Consider the following 17489-nt stretch of genomic DNA (forward strand, 5'->3'; position numbering starts at 1 on the left):
GCTCGACTTCAGCCGCCCCGGCCGGCCAACGGACAACGCCTACGCCGAGAGCTTCAATGCCGTGGTCCGGCTCGAATGCCTCGGCCAACACTGGTTCCTGGATCTCGACGACGCCCGGAAAAAGGTGGAGGATTGGCGGACGGAATACAACGAAGTGAGACCGCATAGCGCAATTGGTGACAGGGCCCCGATGTCCTTGATCCGAACGCCCGGCCCTGACGGCCGAGTTCCCGAAGCGCCGGAGGCTCTCATCTGAACTGGCCCAGGTTCCGGGGATAGACCACGGGGACCGCCTTGGACAGAATGCCCGGATCAAGCCCGGGGCGCAGCGCGGGTTGAACTGCGCGACGCCTGATCCGTCCGGAGGCGTTCGTGTCGGAGGGTGGATCGACGCCGGACCCGTGGCGGCGCATGGAACCGCGATCGGCCTCCGCACTCCCCCGGCGGGTCGGCTCGCCGCGAAGCATTTCAGCTTGCCCGCGGGCGCTCGCAGTCGACCCATGGCGCGTCCGCCCGGCACGGAACACCCGGCTCGCCGGGGAGTGGCCTCAACGCGCCCGCGACCGCGCCCATCGCCGCGTGGGGGCATGCCGTGAAGGTGAGGCGCAGGCAGGTCGCACCGCTCGCTCGCGCCCGGACGATCTCAGCTTGCGACCGACAGTCGCGTCTCCGCCACCGGGTCGCGCAGCACGTAGCCCCTGCCCCAGACCGTCTCGATGTAGTTGTCGCCGCCGGTGGCCGAGGCGAGTTTCTTGCGAAGCTTGCAGATGAAGACGTCGATGATCTTCACCTCGGGCTCGTCCATGCCGCCATAGAGGTGATTGAGGAACATCTCCTTGGTCAGCGTCGAGCCCTTCCGCAGCGAGAGCAGCTCGAGCATCTGGTATTCCTTGCCCGTCAGGTGCACGGGGCGCCCCGACACCTCGACGGTCTTGGCGTCGAGATTGACCGAGATCTTGCCCGTGTGGATCACCGACTGCGCATGGCCCTTCGAGCGCCTGACGATCGCGTGGATCCGGGCCACCAGTTCCTCGGCGTTGAACGGCTTGGTCAGGTAGTCATCGGCCCCGGCGCCGAAGCCCTTCACCTTGTTCTCGGCGCCATGCAGTCCGGTGAGGATCAGGATCGGCGTCTCGATCCGCCCGACGCGCAGCTTGCGCAGAACGTCGTAGCCGTTCATGTCGGGCAGCGAGAGATCGAGGATCACGAGATCGTAATCATAGAGCTTGGCGAGCTCGATCCCTTCCTCGCCCGAATCCGTGACATACGTGTTCAGATCCGCTTTCCGAAGCATCAGCTCGATGCTCCGGGCCGTGGAAGGATCGTCCTCGATCAACAGGATGCGCATATTCCACCACTCCGTCCCGTAAGCTAACCCAACCTCGCGTCACAGTTAAGGGATATTGGGTAAACGCTTGGTTACCGCTTGCAGCGGATGGCAAAACGACCGGAAGCCGGCGGCGCAACGCCGCCTCGGCGGCTTCATTCTGAAGCCAGCCGGGTCTGACGCAGGCGCGTCACGCACAGGCCCTTCAGGCCCAGCCGTCCGAACGCGCGCTGCCACGAGGAGAATTCTTCTTCCGATATGTCGTAGAGATGGAAGGCTTCGTCCTGCGAGATCAGGCCGCCCTCGACTACCGCCACGACCCGGGCCTTCCGCCGCGGAACCCAGCGCCCGTTGTCGGGCGCGGGCAGGTCGTGTCTGGTCATCCGCTCCCCGTCGGGGCCGATGACATGGGTCACTCGAACCTTGTTGGTCATTGTCCTCCGTCTTGCATCCGCCTATGTAGCGCCAAGGCTATGGGGCGCCGCTTAAGGAGCGGTGAAGCCCCAGACGCTCCACGCCCCCGACGCTGGCAGGACGGAGATGACCCGGCTCAACGCTCTCGGATTCGACCGCGCGCCCGGCGACACCCGCGTCGTGGTGGCGATGTCGGGCGGCGTCGACAGCTCCGTCGTGGCGGCCGAGCTCGCAGCGCAGGGCTTCGACGTGGTCGGGATCACGCTGCAGCTCTACGACCACGGCGCGGCAGTGGGACGGGCCCGGAGCTGTTGCGCCGGGCGCGACATCCACGACGCACGCCGCGTGGCCGAGACGATGCGCTTCCCGCATTACGTGCTCGACTATGAATCGCGCTTCCGCGAGAGCGTGATCGACGAGTTCGCCGATTCCTATCTGGCTGGCGCCACCCCGATCCCATGCGTGCGCTGCAACGAGCGCGTGAAGTTCCGCGACCTCGTGGCAACGGCGCGCGAGCTTGGCGCGGACTGCCTCGCCACCGGCCACTATGTCCGGCGCGAGGACGGGGCACAGGGCCCCGAACTGCATCGCGCGGCCGATGCGCGGCGCGACCAGTCCTACTTCCTGTTCGCCACCACGCGCGAGCAGCTGGAGTTCCTGCGCTTTCCGCTGGGCGGCCTCGCCTCGAAGGATGAGACCCGCGCGCTGGCGGCACGGCACGGGCTGCTGGTGGCCGACAAGCCCGACAGCCAGGACATCTGCTTCGTGCCCAACGGCAACTATGCCGCGGTGATCGAGAAGCTGCGCCCCGGCGCGGCCGAGCCGGGCGAGATCGTCGACACCGAGGGCCGCGTGCTGGGCCGGCACGACGGCATCCTGCACTACACCATCGGCCAGCGGCGGGGGCTCGGGATTGGCGGCGGCGAGCCGCTCTACGTGGTCCGGCTCGACGCGCAGGCGCGGCGCGTGGTGGTGGGCCCGCGCGCGGCGCTCGCAACCCGGCGGGTAAGGCTTTCCGAGATCAACTGGCTGGGCGACGCCCCCCTCGGCGATGCGCCGCCGGGCGGGCACGAGATCGCCGTCAAGGTGCGCTCGACCCGTCCCGCTGTCCCCGCCCGCCTGGTCCCCTGCGCGGACGGCGCCGAGGTCGAGCTGCTGACGCCCGAGGAAGGCGTGGCGCCCGGCCAGGCCTGCGTCTTCTACGCCCCCGAGGGGACGCGGGTGCTGGGCGGCGGCTGGATCCGCAGTGGCGCCGATGCCACGCCGGGAGCGAGCGTTCGCCGGGATTGATCCGCCTCAAGGCGCATGCCGGGCGCCGCGTCGAACCTTTGCCCTTCGGAGTTCGACTCGGAGGGGACCAGCCATGCAACTCGACCCTGAAGCCGCGCCTGTCAGCCTGCCGGACGAGGCGGCGCCGCCAGGCGCACTGGTGGAGCCCGCTCAACCCGTGACGCCCGAGGCCGGGGCCAGCCCGCGGGAAGAAACCCCGGCGGACCGAACTGCCGCGGCGCTCCACCGCCTCGCCGCGATGCGCCACGACCCGGATGCGATCCGCCAGCTGTTCGAGACGGGCGAGTATCCCTACGCGACGCCGATCAGCCGGCGCGACTACGAGCGGCAGAAGGCGCTCCTCCAGATCGAGCTCCTCAAGGTGCAGGACTGGGTGAAGGCGACCGGCGAGCGCATCGTGATCGTGTTCGAGGGCCGCGACGCCGCCGGGAAGGGCGGCACGATCAAGCGCTTCATGGAGCATCTCAACCCTCGCGGCGCGCGTGTCGTGGCGCTCGACAAGCCGAACGAGCGGGAGCGCTCGCAGTGGTTCTTTCAGCGCTACATCGAGCACCTGCCAGCCGCCGGCGAGATCGTGCTGTTCGACCGCTCGTGGTACAACCGCGCCGGGGTCGAGCGCGTCATGGGATTCTGCACGCCGCAGGAATATCTCGAGTTCATGCGCGAGGCGCCCGAGCTCGAGCGTATGTTCACCCGCTCGGGCATCCGGCTCTTCAAGTACTGGTTCTCGGTCACCCGCGCCGAACAGGCCCAGCGCTTTGCCGCGCGCGAGAACGAGCCGCTGAAGAAATGGAAGCTCTCGCCGATCGACCGGCTCTCGCTCGACAAGTGGGACGACTACACCGAGGCGAAGGAGGCGATGTTCTTCTACACCGACACCGCCGACGCGCCCTGGACCGTCATCAAGTCCGACGACAAGAAGCGCGCGCGGCTCAACTGCATGCGGCACTTCCTCAGCGGCCTGCCCTACCCCGAGAGGGACACCACCATCGCGCGCGACCCCGATCCCCTGATCGTCGGGCGCAGCGCGCATGTCATCGGGCGCAGCGAGCACGTGCTGGGGCGCAGCCTGCATCCCGAACTCAGGCGCGGGCGCCCGCCCGTAACCTGACCGCCGGGGCACCGGCGCGGGCGGGCAAGGCATGACACCCGCGCCGGGGATTGCTAGGTATGGGCCGCTGATCCATCGGGAGCCCCCTTGCATGTCCGCCCTGCCCTCGGTCCTCGACCGCCTCGACCACGACACCGACGCAGCCCTCGAGCGGCTGTTCGCGCTGCTGCGCATCCCCTCGATCTCGACCGATCCGGCCTATGCGGGCGACTGCCGGCGCGCGGCGGAATGGCTGGCGGCAGATCTGGGCTCGATGGGCTTCTCGGCGCATGTGTGCCCGACGGGCGGCCACCCCATCGTGCTGGCCGAGGATCACGACGCGGACGGCCCGCATGTCCTGTTCTACGGCCACTACGACGTGCAGCCGGTCGACCCCCTCGCGCTCTGGGCCCGCGACCCCTTCGACCCCGCCATCGTGACCCGGCCCGACGGCTCGCGCGAGATCGCCGGCCGCGGCGCGTCGGACGACAAGGGGCAGCTCATGACCTTCCTCGAAGCCTGCCGCGCGTGGAAGGCGGTGGCGGGACGCCTGCCCTGCAAGGTCACCGTGCTGCTGGAAGGCGAGGAGGAATCGAGCGGCGAGCACCTTCCCGGCTTCCTCGAGAGCCACAAGGCGCGGCTCGGCGCCGCCTCGATCGCGCTGGTTTGCGACACCGGCATGTGGAACGCCACGACGCCCGCGATCACCACCAGCCTGCGCGGCATGCTGGGCGAGGAGGTCGTCGTGAAGGCCGCGAGCCGCGACCTCCATTCCGGCCATTACGGGGGGGCCGCCGCGAACCCCATCACCGTCCTCGCCAGGGCACTGGCCGAGCTGCACGACCGGGACGGGCGGGTTACCCTCGCAGGCTTCTACGACGGCGTGCCGGAACCCTCCGACGACGTGAAGAGGCAATGGCAGTCCATTGATTTTAAGACGGAAGATTTCCTTGGCGAGATCGGCCTCAGGTTCCCGGCGGGCGAGACCGACCGCACCTGCCTCGAGCAGGTCTGGTCGCGCCCGACGGCCGAGATCAACGGCATCACCGGCGGGTATACCGGCGCGGGCTTCAAGACCGTGATCCCCGCCGAGGCGCGGGCCAAGGTCTCGTTCCGCCTCGTCGGCGACCAGGACCCCGAGGCGATCCGCGCGAGCTTCCGCGACTTCATCCGCGCGCGCCTCAGGCCCGACTGCGAGGTCGAGTTCATCGCGCACGGCGCCTCGCGCGGTGTCACCATGCCCGTGGCAGCACCAGCATTCGCGCGCGCGCGCCAGGCGCTCTCGGACGAGTGGCAGACCGAGGCCGCGTTCATCGGCGGCGGCGGCTCGATCCCGGTGGTGGGCGACTTCAGGCGCCTGCTCGGGCTCGACACGCTGCTGATCGGCTTCTCGCTCGACGACGACCGCATCCATTCGCCGAACGAGAAATACGACCTGCGCTGCTTCGACAAGGGGCGGCGAAGCTGGGCGCGCGTACTCGCGGCCCTCGGCGCATCGTGAGCGTGGCGGGCCGGCCGATGCACCTCGCGCTCGTCTATACCGGGGGCACGATCGGCTCGATCGGGCAGCCGCTCGACCCGATGCCGGTGGAGCGGTTCCGCGCATGGTGGTCGCAGCGGGTCGCGCCCGAGCTTGCCGGCGGGGCCGAGACGTTCTGGGTCGATTTCGCGCCGCAACTCGATTCGAGCCAGGCCGAACCGTCGGACTGGACCCGGCTCGCGCGCACGGTCATCGCGGCCGCGGCGGCAGGTGCCGAGGCGGTGGTGCTGCTTCACGGCACCGACACGATGGCCGCGAGCGCGTCGGCCCTCGGCTACCTCACCACGCTGTTTGACGCGGACGGCCGGCCGGTCGCGCGGCTGGGCATCCCGGTGGTGCTGACCGGCGCCCAGCGCCCGCTGTTCGACGATGCGGGCGGGCTCCGGGCGGGAACCGACGCGACGCGCAACCTGCACGATGCCATCGCGCGCGCCGCCACGCTGGGCCCGGGCGTGCATCTGGTGTTTGCCGGCATGACGATGCCGGGGCCGCGGACGCTGAAGGTCTCGACGCTGGACGACGACGCCTTCGCCTGCCCCAATGGCCCGGGCCAGCCGGTGGACCTGCCGTCCGCCCCGCCGGCCGCGCTGCTGGCGCAGCTCGACGCGCTGGCACCGCATCTCGGCCGCCGCGCGGTGATCGCGATCGGCCCTTCGCCCAATCCGCCCTCGGCGCTGGCCGCGGGGCTTGCGGGCGTGGTCGCGGCGCTGGGCGACGGCCTGGGGGCGATCCTTCTGCTCGGCTACGGGACGGGGAACATCCCTGCCCCGCGCCAGGTTGCGCCGCAGCTTCGCGCGGCGCGCGCCCGCGGCATCCTCATCGCCATCGGCACGCAGGTGCCGGCCGGTGCAGTCGCGCCGGGGCTCTATGGCGCGGGTTCGTGGCTCGGCGAGGTCGGGGCGCTCGCGACTGGCGACATGACGGCGCCCGCCGCGCAGGCCAAGCTGCATGTCGCCATCGCGCTCGCGGCCAGCCGCGGCTGGCCGGGGGGGCTGGCCGAAGCCTTCTTCCAGCGCAACATCGCGGGCGAACTGGGCACAGCCGGCTGACCCGCGCAGCCCGGCGCCGCGACCTGACTTGCGCGGCTCAGCGCCGCGGTTGGCTGACCGGCGCGGCTCAGCGCCGCGGTTGACTGACCGGCGCGGCTCAGCGCCGCGGTTCGCTGACCGGCGCGGCTCAGCGCCGCCGTTGGCTAATCGGCGCGGCTCAGCGCCGCCGTTGGCTGATCGGCGCGGCTCAGCGCCGCGACGCGCGCCCGGCCCGGCCGCCCGACCGGCTGGCGCGGGCGGGGGCGCGCTCGGCTGCCTCGCGCAGCAGCGCCGTCATCGGATGCCCCTCGGGCGCGCCGTGATGCGCCAGCACGGCCGCAGCCGCGATGCGCGGGTCCTCGCCGACCGAAAGCCCCAGCGCCCAGTCGAGGAAGATCGCCCGCGCCTCCTCGATCGCGAGGCCCTCCATCCGGTACGCCTCGAGGATCAGCCCCCGCGGGTCGAGCGCATGCGCCCCTGCCTTTGCCATCTGCCACCGCTCCCGACCATCGAGTTGCGCAAGATCAAGGCGCCCGCCCCCGCCACTTCGCAGTCTGGCTGCGTGCCAGGGAGGACAGCCATGCTCACCATACCGATTTCCACCGTCGCCTGGATCATCGTCAAGGCGCGCGAGTTCGACGCCAAGGACATGGGCAGCGATGCCGGCGACATCGAGGGCGACGAGGACAACCCGCTGGGCGTGCTGGCCGACCGCGCCGACGACCCGACCATCGAGGAGCTGACGAGCTGGATCGAGGACCTCACCGACACCGAGAAGGCCGAACTCGTCGCGCTGTTCTGGCTGGGACGCGATTCGGGCGATCCGACCGACATGCCCGAGCTGATCGCCGAGGCGCGGCGCAACCAGAACCGCAGCGTGTCGAAATACCTGCTCGGCTCGCCGATGCTAGGCGACCATCTCGAGGAAGGGCTCGAGATCCTCGGCTACGACACGTCCGAGATCGAGAGCGAGATCGCCTGAACCGCCGAGGCAAGCCCGCCCGCAAGCGTCGCGACGTCCGAGGCCACGGCCACGAGGTCCGCCCCTGCCGCCGCAAGATCAGCGGGCGTGGCGCCCGGCCAGGGAAAGACGCCGACCGTCTTGCCCGCCCCCCGCGCCGCCGCGACGATCTGGCGGAACACCTGCCAGAGCACCGCGCCATCCGCCGCGGGGTCGAGCCCGGCATCCTGCGCATAGTCGAACGGGCCGAAGAACAGCATGTCCACGCCCTCGACCTCGGCGATGGCCACGGCGTTGGTCAGGCCATGGTGGCTCTCGATCTGCACGGCGACGATGGCGCGGTCGTTCCACTGCGCCACGTAGTCCGGCTCGCGGCCATAACGGCTGGCGCGGATCACGCCGACTGCCTGCCCGCGCGCGCCAAGCGGCGGGTAGAGCGCCGCGCGCACCACGGCCTCGGCCTCCGCCGCCGTCTCGACATAGGGGATCATCACGCCGCCCGCGCCGGCGTCGAGCGCGTGCTTTACGCGCGCCTCCGACATCTCGCCCACCCGCACGATGGTGCCGGTGCCCGAGGGTGCCAGCGCCCGCAGCATGTCGGCCATGCGCTCGACCCCGATGGCGCCGTGCTCGGCGTCGATGACCGCGATCTCGGCACCCGCCTGCCCGGCGATCTCGGCCGCCACCGGCGACGGCAGGCCCAGCCACAGGCACCGCGCCGGCAACCTGCCCGCCAGCGCCGCGAGCTTCTCCTTCGGGGTGGCGGTCGCGGTCATCGGGGTCGGCTCCTTCCGTGGTTGCGTTGGTCGGGCCGGGACGCGCGGGCCTCAGCTCGCGAGCTTCGCCATCACCTCGTCCGACATGTCGAAATTGGTCGTCACGGACTGCACGTCGTCGTCGTCCTCGAGGGCCGCGATCAGCTTCATCAGCGTGGCCCCGGCGAACTCGTCCACCGGGGTCAGCGTCTGCGGCTTCCAGACCAGGCGGGTCGACTCGGCCTCGCCAAGGCTCGCCTCGAGCGCGGTCGAGACTTCCGAGAGATCGGCCACCTCGCACCAGATCACGTGCCCGTCCTCGGACGACTCGACATCCTCGGCCCCCGCCTCGATCGCAGCTTCCAGCACCGCGTCGGCGCTTCCCGCCTTCGCCGCGTAGACGATCTGGCCCTTGCGGTCGAACATGAAGCTCACGGCCCCGGTCTCGGCCATGTTGCCGCCGTTCTTGCCGAAGGTCGCGCGGATGTTCGAGGCGGTGCGGTTTCGGTTGTCGGTCATCGCCTCGACGATCACGGCGACGCCCCCGGGGCCATAACCCTCGTAGCGGATTTCCTCGTAGCTTTCGGCATCGCCGCCCAGCGACTTCTTGATCGCGCGCTCGATCACGTCCTTGGGACAGGAGTTGGCCTTGGCCTCCTTCACCGCCAGCCGCAGGCGCGGGTTCTTGTCGGGGTCGGGGTCGCCCATCTTGGCCGCGACGGTAATCTCCTTCGCGAGCTTCGAGAACAGCTTCGAGCGCGCGGCATCCTGCCGGCCCTTGCGATGCTGGATGTTCGCCCATTTCGAATGGCCGGCCATCGTCAACCTCCCTGCCTGCCTCACGCGCGACCTTTTAGGCGCGGCCCGGCGCGGCGGCAAGCCCCCCTTCAGAAGCTGAAGAAAAGCGGGATCGTGAAGGCCGCGACGACGCTGACGATCAGGTTGAGCGGGATGCCGAGCCGCATGAAGTCGGTGAAGCGGTAGCCGCCGGGGCCATAGACCAGCGTGTTCGTCTGGTAGCCGATCGGCGTGGCGAAGCTGGCCGAGGCCGCGATCATCACCGCCACCACGAAAGGGCGCGGATCGACGCCCAGCGAGGCCGCCAGCGCGATCGCCACCGGGGTCATCACCACCGCCACGGCATTGTTCGACACCACCTCGGTCAGCACCGAGGCAAGGATGAACACCAGCCACAGCATCAGCGGCATCGGCAGGCCCTGCATCCATGGCGCGATGCGGTCCACGACCAGACTGACCGCGCCCGTGCTGTCCATCGCCTTCCCCACCGCCAGCATGGCGAAGATCAGCGCGAGCAGCCGCCCCTCGATCATCTGGAAGGCCTCGTCGGCGTCGATGCAGCGCGTCGCCAGCACCAGCGCCACACCGATCACGGCGAGGCCGGCGATGGACATCACCCCGAATGCCGCGCCCAGCACCACCAGCGCCACGATCCCCAGCACCAGCGGCGCCTTCTCGCGCCTGTAGGGCCGGTCCGAGGGGCGGGTGAGATCGGCGAGGTTCTGATCGACCGCAAGGCGCTGGATGTCCTCCGGGTCGCCCTCGAGCAGCAGCGTGTCGCCCACCCGGATGCGCACCTCGTCGAGCACGGGTCCCACCCGCTCGGCCCGGCGGTGCAGCGCCAGCGGATAGACGCCATAGCGCCGGCGCAGGCGCAGATCGCCGATCACCCGGCCCACCAGCTTGCAGTCGGGGGTGATCAGCGCCTCGACCGTCACGGTCGACTTCTGCCCGATCGGGTCGATCTGGCCCAGCAGCGAGAGCGACTTGTTGTCCCTGAGACTCAGCAGCTCGTTCACCCCGGTGCGGATCACCACCCGGTCGCCCGCCGCGAGCTCGACCGACTGCATCGCGCGCCTGAGCGACAGGTCCCCCCGGATCACGTCGATCACCGACATGCCCGAGCGGGTGAAATGCCCGACCTCGAGCACCTTGCGCCCGATCAGCGTCGAGCCCTCGGGGATCACCACCTCGGTGAAGAACTTGAGCTTCTTGCGCTCGCTGAGAAAGTCGATCATCGCGTCGCGCCGCGGCAGGAAGCGCGGCGCCGCCCAGATCACGAAGGTCATGGCGATCGCCACCACAATCAGCGCGACCGGCGTCACCTCGAACAACCCGAACGGCGCGAGCCCCTGCCCGCGCGCCACGCCATCGACCAGCAGGTTCGTCGAGGTGCCGATCAGCGTGCACATGCCGCCCAGGATCGCCGCATAGGACAGCGGGATCAGCACCTGGCTGCCGGTGACCTTCAGCGCGTGCGCGGTACGGATCGCGACCGGGATCAGCATGACCACAACCGGCGTGTTGTTCATGAAGGCCGACGCCCCCACCGTGAAGCCCGCGAAGCCCGCCACGACGCGGCGCGGCTGGGTCTCGGCGCGCGACGCGATGGCGCGGCTGAAGGCATCGAGCGCGCCGGTGCGGATCAGCGCGCCAGACAGGATGAACATCGCACCGATCGTCACCGGCGCGGGGTTCGAGAAGACGGCGAGCATGTCCTCGCTCGACAGCACGCCAAGGGCCAGCAGCACCGCTGCGCCGCAGATCGCCACCACCTCCGGCGGATATCGTTCGGTGCAGAACAGCGCGAACATCGCCGCGATCACTGCCAGCGTCGCCAGCGCGGGCCAGAGGCTCGGATCGGTAAGGCTGGTCATGCGGGGCGGATCCTTCGGCGCTCGGGCCCGGGCGGCAGTCCCGGAGATGCTGGCGTCAGATGCTGGCGTCGCGGGCGCGCCGGGCCCGTCGTCCCGGCGTCTCGCACAGGATTAGCGCGCGCCGCGCGGCGATAGAAGCGGAAAACCTGCCGCGCCCGGGGCGGGGGCGGCGCATCACGCCTCGCCTGCCGCGGCGAGCCGCCCGCCCAGCCGGATCGGGCGGACGCTCCGCGCAAGGCCGGTTGCGTCGTCGGTCTCGACCAGCGTGCCGCAGATCGTGGCATCGCCCATCGCCGGCTCGAAGCGCGAGGTGCCCATGCCGGTGACGAAGCGGCGCAGGGGCTCCAGCTTGTCCATCCCGATCACCGAGTCGTAGTCGCCGCACATCCCGGCATCCGACTGGTAGGCGGTGCCGCGCGCCAGCAGCATGGCGTCCGCCGTCGGCACATGCGTGTGCGTCCCGACCACGAGGCTCGCCCGCCCGTCGCACCAGTGGCCCATCGCCATCTTCTCGGAGGTCGCCTCGGCATGGATCTCGACCACCGCGGCATTGACGGCCCCGCCGATCGGCGCCTGCTTCAGCGCCCGGTCGAGCGCCGAGAACGGGTCGTCATAAGGCTTGTTCATGAACACGCGCCCCAGCGCCACGGCGACCAGCACCTTGCGCCCGCGCGTCGCCTCGAACACCCCTGCCCCGCGCCCCGGCGCTTCTCGCGCGATGTTGAGCGGGCGCAGAAGCCGCGGCTCGCGGTCGAGATGCGTCAGCATGTCCTTCTGGTCGAAGGCATGGTCGCCCAGCGTCACGACATCCGCCCCCGCCGCGAACAGCTCGTCCGCGATCGAGGCCGTGAGCCCGAAGCCCGAGGCCGCGTTCTCGGCGTTCACCACCACGAAATCGAGCCGCCAGTCGCGGCGCAACCCCGGCAGCGCGTCGATCACCGCGCCGCGCCCCACGCGCCCCACCAGGTCGCCGAGGAACAGGAGCCGCATCAGCCCGCCCTCCGGCGGATCACCCCCGCCTCGGTCACCACCGCGTCGAGCGGCTGGTCGGTGACCTCGTGCGGCACGGCCGCCACCTCCTGCGCCGCATAGGCAAGGCCCACCGCGGCGACCGGCCCCAGCGGGCGCAGCATCGCCAGCGTCCGATCATAGAACCCGCCGCCATAGCCCAGCCGCCAGCACGCGCGGTCATAGGCCACCAGCGGCGCGATCAGGAGGTCGGGCGTGAGCCAGTCGCCATTCGCGGGGACCTCGGCGCCGAACGCCCCCGCGACCATGGCGCAGCCCGGGTGCCATTCGCGAAACCGCAGCGGCAGCCCCTCGCCCTCGATCACCGGGACGCACAGGCGATGCCCGCGCGCCGCAAGCGCCGCCATCAGGGGCGTGGGGTCGATCTCGGTGCGAATCGGGCGGTATCCGGCGATCACGCGCGCGCCCGCCGCAAAGCCCGCGTCGAGAAACGCCTGCGCCGCCGCCGCGGCGGCCGTGGCCGCACCCGAGGCATGGGCAGCCTTGCGCGCGGCGAAGGCCACGCGGCGCAGCGCCACCTTGGCGGCGGTCGGATCGGTCGGGAGTTCTGCTTCAGCTTCGATCATCGCCCCCGCCTAGCGCGGCGCGGGCGCGGCGGCAAGGGGGCGAGGGTGGCGGGCCCGTCGCGACCGTGAAGGTTTCAGATCCTCGCGAGCCTGGATAACCAGGTGGGTGCCAGGTGCACGAGACCACGGTCAAGCGCAGAGCCAGCTCCCGCGAAGATGCTTAGGCCACCAGGAAACTGTCCTCGCACGTGAAGGATAGCACCCGCCGGCCCCAGATTTAGGGCACCGGGCGCATCTTGAAAAGACCCCGCGCCGCCTGCGCCGCTCAGGCCCCGGGATTGCCGTCGAACGGCAGCCCCGGCGCGGGTGTCACCGCCTCGGCCAACGCCTCGAGCCGGGCCGCCAGCGCCGCGATCTCCGAGCCGAGCTGCGCCTCGCGCTCCTTCGAGAACAGGTCCCCGCCCGCGCCGCGCTGCTCGGCCAGGCGCTTCGCCTCGGCCAGCTTGCGGCCGAGCGCCGCAATCTCCTTCTCGGCATCGTGCAGCTTGTCGGCGATCATCAGCGCGCTCATCAGCATCAGGCGCCCTTCGGCCATCTGGCCCATGCCCCGCGCCAGCCTGCGCGCCTCGGCGTCGATCCGCGCGCAGAGCGCCGCGAGATGCTCCTCCTCGCCATTCTCGCAGGCGAGCCTGTAGCTCCGCCCGCCCACATCGACCGTGACCTCAGCCATGACGTCCCCCCTGCTGCGCGGCGACGGCGCGCAGATCCCCCAGCGCCGCGCGCACCGCGTCGGCGGCCTCGGCGCGGAGCGCCGCGTCCTCGGCCACCTGCCGCTCGAGCCGGCTCACCTCCGTCGCGAGGCGGTCGCGCTCGGCCTCCAGCGCCGAGAGGCGCGAGCGGGCGCCCCCGTCCTCCGGCGCGGCGGGCATGGCACCGCCCTCGCCCACGGCCTGCTCCAGCCGTTCAAGCGCCGCGGCGAGCCGCGCGACCGTCTCTTCCAACTTCGCCATCCGCCTCTCCCCCGCGCTGCCGTCCCGATGGCGGCCCTGCCACATGGCACCGTGTCAGGGATTTGCCGTATGTTCCTGACCGGCGAAAGCGAATCGCCCTGATCCGCATTCATCGCATCGCAGTATCGCGAAGCGCGCCCCGCATGCAAACCGGGGCGTCGAAAGCCCGGTTTCGGCCCGGCGCTTGACAAGGATGCGCCGGGCGGGGTCACTGGCGCCATGCGGATCGCGACGTTCAACATCAACGGCATCAAGGCGCGGATCGACGCGCTGGCGGAATGGCTGGCCGATGCCCGGCCCGACGTGGTCCTGCTGCAGGAGCTGAAATCGGTCGACGACGGCGTGCCCCGCGGTTCGCTCGAGGACCTTGGCTACAATGTCGAGACCCACGGCCAGAAGGGCTTCAACGGCGTCGCCATCCTCTCGAGGTTCCCGCTCGAGGACATCTCGCGCGGCCTGCCCGGCGATCCCGACGACGAGCAGGCGCGCTGGATCGAGGCGACGGTGACCGGCCCGAAGGCGGCGATCCGGGTCTGCGGCCTCTACCTGCCCAACGGGAATCCCGCGCCGGGCCCGAAATTCGACTACAAGCTCGGCTGGATGGAGCGCCTCAGGAAACGCGCCGAAGCGCTTCTGGAAAAAGAGGAAATCGTCGTCATCGCAGGCGACTTCAACGTCATCCCCGAGCCCCGCGATGCCGCGCGCCCCGATGCGTGGGTCAAGGACGCCCTGTTCCTGCCGGAGACCCGCGCCGCCTGGCGGCGAATCGTCAACCTCGGCTATCACGACGCGATCCGCGAGGTGACGCAGGACGACGGGGTCTACAGCTTCTGGGACTACCAGGCCGGGGCGTGGCAGAAGAACGACGGCATCCGCATCGATCACCTGCTGCTCAGCCCGCAGGCCGCGGACCGGCTGGTCTCCGCCGGGATCGACAAGGACGTCCGCGGGCGCGAGAAGCCCTCGGACCACGTGCCGGTCTGGATCGAGCTCGACGCCTGAGGGCGCGGCAAGGGGTGCTCACGCCCCCTTCGGCCGCGGCGGCGCCGATGGCGCGGCACCCGGCGCCTGCCGGCTTGCGTCGCCACCGGGTGCCGCCACCGGCGTCTCGGCGGTCGCACGGGACGGCGCCGGCGTCTCGGCGGTCGCGCGGGACGGCGCCGGCTGCGAGCCCGTCCGACGCGGCGCGGCCGCGACCATCGGCGACAGGAAGGGCGCGATCTTGGTCGCGCGGTCGTTCACCCGCTCGGGCGGCAGGGCGGCGGGAAGCTCGCCCGCGATCGCCTCGGCCATCGGCAGCCCGTTCGCCGCGCGCAGTGCGCTGACCTGCGAGGCGAGCCGCCGCAGCATCGCCTCGGAACTCATCGGCCGGTCGCTGAAGCCGCTGATGGTCACCAGCGTCATGCGGCCGTTCAGCTCGACGAAGGCCCGCCAGAACTCGGGCGCGAGCAGCGGCGAGGCATCCCCGCTCCGGTCCTTCACCAGCACGTAGAGCGTGTCGCCGACGACCCGGCTCTCGGCCACCTCGATCATCGTCGGATCGGCGCTGCGGCCAAGCTGGCCCCGGCCCTCGGGCGATTCGAGGAAGGCGCGCAGTTTCTCGGCCGCCGCCTCGCCGCCGCCCTCGGTGTCGTCCATCGGCGCGCCCGAGATCGAGACCGTGATGACGCCGGGGAACGATGCCGGCAGCGCGATCTCGACCGCATCGGCGTCGTCGGGCGTGAGCGCGGCGGCCTGCTCGATCACGCAGTCCGAAACCACGAGAAACGCGAGCGAGCGCGACACCTCGATCGAGTCGCGCGCGATGCAGCTTCCGGGCGCGGGCTCGACGACGATGCGCCGGCCGCGCGCGGCGAACACCACACGCTCGGGCGCCGAGGCGACCACACCGAAGTCGCGGATCGCGCGCACCCGCTCGAGCTCGTCGCTCACGAGGCTCTCGCCGGCCTGGAGGCACCCCGACAGCGCCAGCGCCACGCCCGTCAGCAGCAGGAAGCGCCGCGCGCGGGACGACCCCGCGCGCCGCCGTTGGTCAGAGGTCGGCATAGACGTGCCGCTCGCCCGCCTTGCCGGGATGGGTGACCGCGCCATCCTTGGCCGGACCCACGAGCTGCGCATACTTCCAGATGGCGCCCGAGCCGTAGAAGCTCTCGCGCGGGGGCTGCTGCTTCCACTCCTTGTGACGCGCCTTCAGCTCCTTCGCCGAGAGCTTCACCTTGATCGTGCCCTTCTTCGCATCGATCTGGATGATGTCGCCGTCGCGCAGCAGCGCGATCGGTCCGCCAACCGCGGCCTCGGGGCCGACATGGCCCACGCAGAAGCCGCGCGTCGCGCCCGAGAAGCGGCCGTCGGTGATCAGCGCCACCTTCGAGCCCATGCCCTGCCCCGCGATCGCGGCGGTCGTGGCCAGCATCTCGCGCATGCCGGGGCCTCCCTTGGGGCCCTCGTTGCGGATGACGATGACCTCGCCCTCCTTGTAGTCGCGGCGCTGGACGGCGGCGAAGGCGTCCTCCTCCGACTCGAACACGCGGGCGGGACCCTCGAACTTCAGCTTCTTCATGCCGGCGACCTTCACGATCGCGCCATCGGGGGCAAGGTTGCCCTTGAGGCCGACGACGCCGCCGGTGGGGCTCAGCGGCTTGGAAACCGGGTGGATGACCTTGCCGTCGGCCTCGCCCGCGATGTTGGCGAGGTTCTCGGCCATGGTCTTGCCCGTCGCGGTGATGCAGTTGCCATGCAGCAGGCCCGCCTCGAGCAGCAGCTTCATCACCACCGGCACGCCGCCGACGTCGTAGAGGTCCTTGGCGACATAGCGCCCGCCGGGCTTGAGATCGACGAAATAGGGCGTCTCGCGGAAGATCGCGCAGACGTCGTCGAGGTCGAACTCGATCCCGGCCTCGTGCGCGATGGCAGGCAGGTGCAGTCCCGCATTGGTCGAGCCGCCGGTGCAGGCGACGATGCGCGCCGCGTTCTCCAGCGCCTCGCGGGTGACGATGTCGCGGGCACGGATGCCGCGCGCCAGCAGGTTCATCACCGCGCGGCCCGACATCTCGCAATACTGGTCGCGGCTCCCGTAGGGCGCCGGCGCGCCGGACGAGTTGGGCAGCGCAAGCCCGATCGCCTCGCTCACGCACGCCATGGTGTTCGCCGTGAACTGCCCGCCGCAGGATCCCGCCGAGGGGCAGGCCACCGACTCGAGCTTCTCCAGCTCGCAGGTCGACAGCACCCCCGCCTGGTGCTTGCCCACCGCCTCGAACACGTCCTGCACGGTCACGTCGCGCCCCTCGTAGCGGCCCGGCAGGATCGAGCCGCCATAGATGAACACCGACGGCACGTTCAACCGCACCATCGCCATCATCATGCCCGGCAGGCTCTTGTCGCAGCCCGCGAGGCCGACGATCGCGTCATAGGCATGGCCGCGCATCGTCAACTCCACCGTGTCCGCGATCGCCTCGCGCGAGGGCAGCGACGAGCGCATCCCCTCGTGCCCCATGGCGATGCCGTCGGTCACCGTGATGGTCGTGAACTCGCGCGGCGTGCCCAAGCCTTCCTTGACGCCCAGCTTGACCGCCTGCGCCTGCCGGTTCAGCGCGATGTTGCAGGGCGCGGCCTCGTTCCAGCAGGTCGCCACGCCGATCAGCGGGCGGTGGATCTCCTCCTCGGTCAGGCCCATCGCGTAGTAATAGGAACGATGCGGCGCCCGCTGCGGCCCCTCGGTCACGTGCCGGCTCACCAGCCTGGTCTTGTCGAAGGTCTTGGCATCCATGGGCACGGCCTCCCCGCGAGATGTTGAGATTTTGTGAATCGGTTGCGCGCGACCCTAGCCGGGCGCTCACGGCGTTTCCAGCGTGGATCGCGTTGCCG

Annotated in this window: 19 protein-coding genes; 7 read left to right on the forward strand and 12 right to left on the reverse strand. The window is 70.7% G+C overall.

From position 1 onward, the window contains the following. The coding region (locus tag M1105_RS00005) for an integrase core domain-containing protein (protein WP_249578291.1) at positions 1-256 on the forward strand (256 nt) is incomplete at its 5' end. Positions 257-643: 387 nt separating this feature from the next. Here M1105_RS00005 and ctrA read toward each other — a convergent pair. Beyond that, positions 644-1348: a response regulator transcription factor CtrA gene (ctrA, locus tag M1105_RS00010; RefSeq protein ID WP_249578292.1), complete on the reverse strand. Its 705-nt coding sequence runs from the start codon at positions 1346-1348 to the stop codon at positions 644-646. Between the two features lie 134 nt (positions 1349-1482). Next, the gene (sciP, locus tag M1105_RS00015) at positions 1483-1761 is read right to left on the reverse strand and encodes a CtrA inhibitor SciP (RefSeq protein ID WP_249578293.1); all 279 of its coding nucleotides are present in this window, start codon (positions 1759-1761) and stop codon (positions 1483-1485) included. A gap of 106 nt (positions 1762-1867) precedes the next feature. Here sciP and mnmA point away from each other — a divergent pair, with 106 nt between their 5' ends. The 4 genes from mnmA to M1105_RS00035 all read left to right on the forward strand — a co-directional run bounded on the left by mnmA (position 1868) and on the right by M1105_RS00035 (position 6710). Next, the gene (mnmA, locus tag M1105_RS00020; protein ID WP_249578294.1) at positions 1868-3031 is read left to right on the forward strand and encodes a tRNA 2-thiouridine(34) synthase MnmA; all 1164 of its coding nucleotides are present in this window, start codon (positions 1868-1870) and stop codon (positions 3029-3031) included. Between the two features lie 73 nt (positions 3032-3104). After that, the gene (gene ppk2, locus M1105_RS00025) at positions 3105-4142 is read left to right on the forward strand and encodes a polyphosphate kinase 2 (RefSeq protein ID WP_249578295.1); all 1038 of its coding nucleotides are present in this window, start codon (positions 3105-3107) and stop codon (positions 4140-4142) included. 91 nt (positions 4143-4233) lie between these two features. After that, a complete protein-coding gene (locus tag M1105_RS00030; RefSeq protein WP_249578296.1) occupies positions 4234-5622 on the forward strand; it encodes a M20/M25/M40 family metallo-hydrolase in 1389 nt (462 codons plus the stop codon). Between the two features lie 17 nt (positions 5623-5639). Continuing rightward, positions 5640-6710 carry an asparaginase domain-containing protein gene (locus M1105_RS00035; RefSeq protein WP_249578297.1) on the forward strand — a complete coding sequence of 357 codons (1071 nt, stop codon included), beginning with the start codon at positions 5640-5642 and terminating at the stop codon, positions 6708-6710. A gap of 187 nt (positions 6711-6897) precedes the next feature. On the opposite strand, the gene M1105_RS00040 is transcribed toward M1105_RS00035, so the two are convergent. Further along, positions 6898-7179: a hypothetical protein gene (locus M1105_RS00040; protein WP_249578298.1), complete on the reverse strand. Its 282-nt coding sequence runs from the start codon at positions 7177-7179 to the stop codon at positions 6898-6900. A 90-nt stretch (positions 7180-7269) separates the two neighbouring features. Between M1105_RS00040 and M1105_RS00045 the strand changes: the two genes are divergently transcribed. Next, complete coding sequence (locus M1105_RS00045; RefSeq protein WP_249578299.1) at positions 7270-7671, forward strand: DUF3775 domain-containing protein; 402 nt, start codon at positions 7270-7272, stop codon at positions 7669-7671. Here M1105_RS00045 and M1105_RS00050 read toward each other — a convergent pair. The 7 genes from M1105_RS00050 to M1105_RS00080 form a co-directional block, all read right to left on the reverse strand. Continuing rightward, on the reverse strand, positions 7635-8426 hold the full coding sequence (locus tag M1105_RS00050) for an HpcH/HpaI aldolase family protein (RefSeq protein ID WP_249578300.1): 792 nt from the start codon (positions 8424-8426) through the stop codon (positions 7635-7637). The genes M1105_RS00045 and M1105_RS00050 overlap by 37 nt on opposite strands. 51 nt (positions 8427-8477) lie before the next feature. Further along, positions 8478-9224 carry a YebC/PmpR family DNA-binding transcriptional regulator gene (locus tag M1105_RS00055; RefSeq protein WP_249578301.1) on the reverse strand — a complete coding sequence of 249 codons (747 nt, stop codon included), beginning with the start codon at positions 9222-9224 and terminating at the stop codon, positions 8478-8480. Between the two features lie 68 nt (positions 9225-9292). Continuing rightward, on the reverse strand, positions 9293-11080 hold the full coding sequence (locus M1105_RS00060; protein WP_249578302.1) for an SLC13 family permease: 1788 nt from the start codon (positions 11078-11080) through the stop codon (positions 9293-9295). A gap of 174 nt (positions 11081-11254) precedes the next feature. Beyond that, positions 11255-12070 carry a TIGR00282 family metallophosphoesterase gene (locus M1105_RS00065; protein WP_249578303.1) on the reverse strand — a complete coding sequence of 272 codons (816 nt, stop codon included), beginning with the start codon at positions 12068-12070 and terminating at the stop codon, positions 11255-11257. After that, positions 12070-12675, reverse strand: a complete 606-nt coding sequence (locus tag M1105_RS00070) for a 5-formyltetrahydrofolate cyclo-ligase (RefSeq protein WP_249578304.1) — start codon at positions 12673-12675, stop codon at positions 12070-12072. Before M1105_RS00070 ends, M1105_RS00065 begins: the two co-directional genes overlap by 1 nt. A gap of 265 nt (positions 12676-12940) precedes the next feature. Next, a complete protein-coding gene (locus M1105_RS00075; protein WP_249578305.1) occupies positions 12941-13345 on the reverse strand; it encodes a cell division protein ZapA in 405 nt (134 codons plus the stop codon). After that, positions 13338-13625, reverse strand: coding sequence for a hypothetical protein (locus M1105_RS00080; RefSeq protein WP_249578306.1), 288 nt, complete (start codon positions 13623-13625; stop codon positions 13338-13340). Before M1105_RS00080 ends, M1105_RS00075 begins: the two co-directional genes overlap by 8 nt. 219 nt (positions 13626-13844) lie before the next feature. On the opposite strand from M1105_RS00080, the gene xth reads away from it, so the two are divergent. Then, positions 13845-14627, forward strand: coding sequence for an exodeoxyribonuclease III (xth, locus tag M1105_RS00085; protein ID WP_249578307.1), 783 nt, complete (start codon positions 13845-13847; stop codon positions 14625-14627). A gap of 18 nt (positions 14628-14645) precedes the next feature. Here xth and M1105_RS00090 read toward each other — a convergent pair whose 3' ends face one another. Both M1105_RS00090 and ilvD read right to left on the reverse strand, forming a co-directional pair. Beyond that, entirely contained in the window at positions 14646-15671 is a 1026-nt protein-coding gene (locus M1105_RS00090) for a hypothetical protein (RefSeq protein ID WP_249578308.1), read from the reverse strand. Then, positions 15658-17391, reverse strand: a complete 1734-nt coding sequence (gene ilvD / locus M1105_RS00095; RefSeq protein ID WP_249578309.1) for a dihydroxy-acid dehydratase — start codon at positions 17389-17391, stop codon at positions 15658-15660. Before ilvD ends, M1105_RS00090 begins: the two co-directional genes overlap by 14 nt. Positions 17392-17489: the final 98 nt, after the last annotated feature.

The sequence above is a fragment of the Thermohalobaculum sediminis genome, assembly GCF_023487995.1.
Taxonomy (GTDB): Bacteria; Pseudomonadota; Alphaproteobacteria; order Rhodobacterales; family Rhodobacteraceae; genus Thermohalobaculum; species Thermohalobaculum sediminis.

Bases quoted from the DNA above. Each gene is read 5' to 3' on its own strand.
- ppk2 (WP_249578295.1), top strand. From the start codon at position 3,105: ATGCAACTCGACCCTGAAGCCGCGCCTGTCAGCCTGCCGGACGAGGCG.
- M1105_RS00070 (WP_249578304.1), bottom strand. From the start codon at position 12,675: ATGATCGAAGCTGAAGCAGAACTCCCGACCGATCCGACCGCCGCCAAG.
- M1105_RS00065 (WP_249578303.1), bottom strand. From the start codon at position 12,070: ATGCGGCTCCTGTTCCTCGGCGACCTGGTGGGGCGCGTGGGGCGCGGC.
- M1105_RS00040 (WP_249578298.1), bottom strand. From the start codon at position 7,179: ATGGCAAAGGCAGGGGCGCATGCGCTCGACCCGCGGGGGCTGATCCTC.
- mnmA (WP_249578294.1), top strand. From the start codon at position 1,868: ATGACCCGGCTCAACGCTCTCGGATTCGACCGCGCGCCCGGCGACACC.
- M1105_RS00035 (WP_249578297.1), top strand. From the start codon at position 5,640: ATGCACCTCGCGCTCGTCTATACCGGGGGCACGATCGGCTCGATCGGG.
- M1105_RS00075 (WP_249578305.1), bottom strand. From the start codon at position 13,345: ATGGCTGAGGTCACGGTCGATGTGGGCGGGCGGAGCTACAGGCTCGCC.
- M1105_RS00055 (WP_249578301.1), bottom strand. From the start codon at position 9,224: ATGGCCGGCCATTCGAAATGGGCGAACATCCAGCATCGCAAGGGCCGG.
- ilvD (WP_249578309.1), bottom strand. From the start codon at position 17,391: ATGGATGCCAAGACCTTCGACAAGACCAGGCTGGTGAGCCGGCACGTG.
- sciP (WP_249578293.1), bottom strand. From the start codon at position 1,761: ATGACCAACAAGGTTCGAGTGACCCATGTCATCGGCCCCGACGGGGAG.
- M1105_RS00090 (WP_249578308.1), bottom strand. From the start codon at position 15,671: ATGCCGACCTCTGACCAACGGCGGCGCGCGGGGTCGTCCCGCGCGCGG.
- M1105_RS00030 (WP_249578296.1), top strand. From the start codon at position 4,234: ATGTCCGCCCTGCCCTCGGTCCTCGACCGCCTCGACCACGACACCGAC.
- ctrA (WP_249578292.1), bottom strand. From the start codon at position 1,348: ATGCGCATCCTGTTGATCGAGGACGATCCTTCCACGGCCCGGAGCATC.
- M1105_RS00045 (WP_249578299.1), top strand. From the start codon at position 7,270: ATGCTCACCATACCGATTTCCACCGTCGCCTGGATCATCGTCAAGGCG.
- M1105_RS00050 (WP_249578300.1), bottom strand. From the start codon at position 8,426: ATGACCGCGACCGCCACCCCGAAGGAGAAGCTCGCGGCGCTGGCGGGC.
- M1105_RS00080 (WP_249578306.1), bottom strand. From the start codon at position 13,625: ATGGCGAAGTTGGAAGAGACGGTCGCGCGGCTCGCCGCGGCGCTTGAA.
- xth (WP_249578307.1), top strand. From the start codon at position 13,845: ATGCGGATCGCGACGTTCAACATCAACGGCATCAAGGCGCGGATCGAC.
- M1105_RS00060 (WP_249578302.1), bottom strand. From the start codon at position 11,080: ATGACCAGCCTTACCGATCCGAGCCTCTGGCCCGCGCTGGCGACGCTG.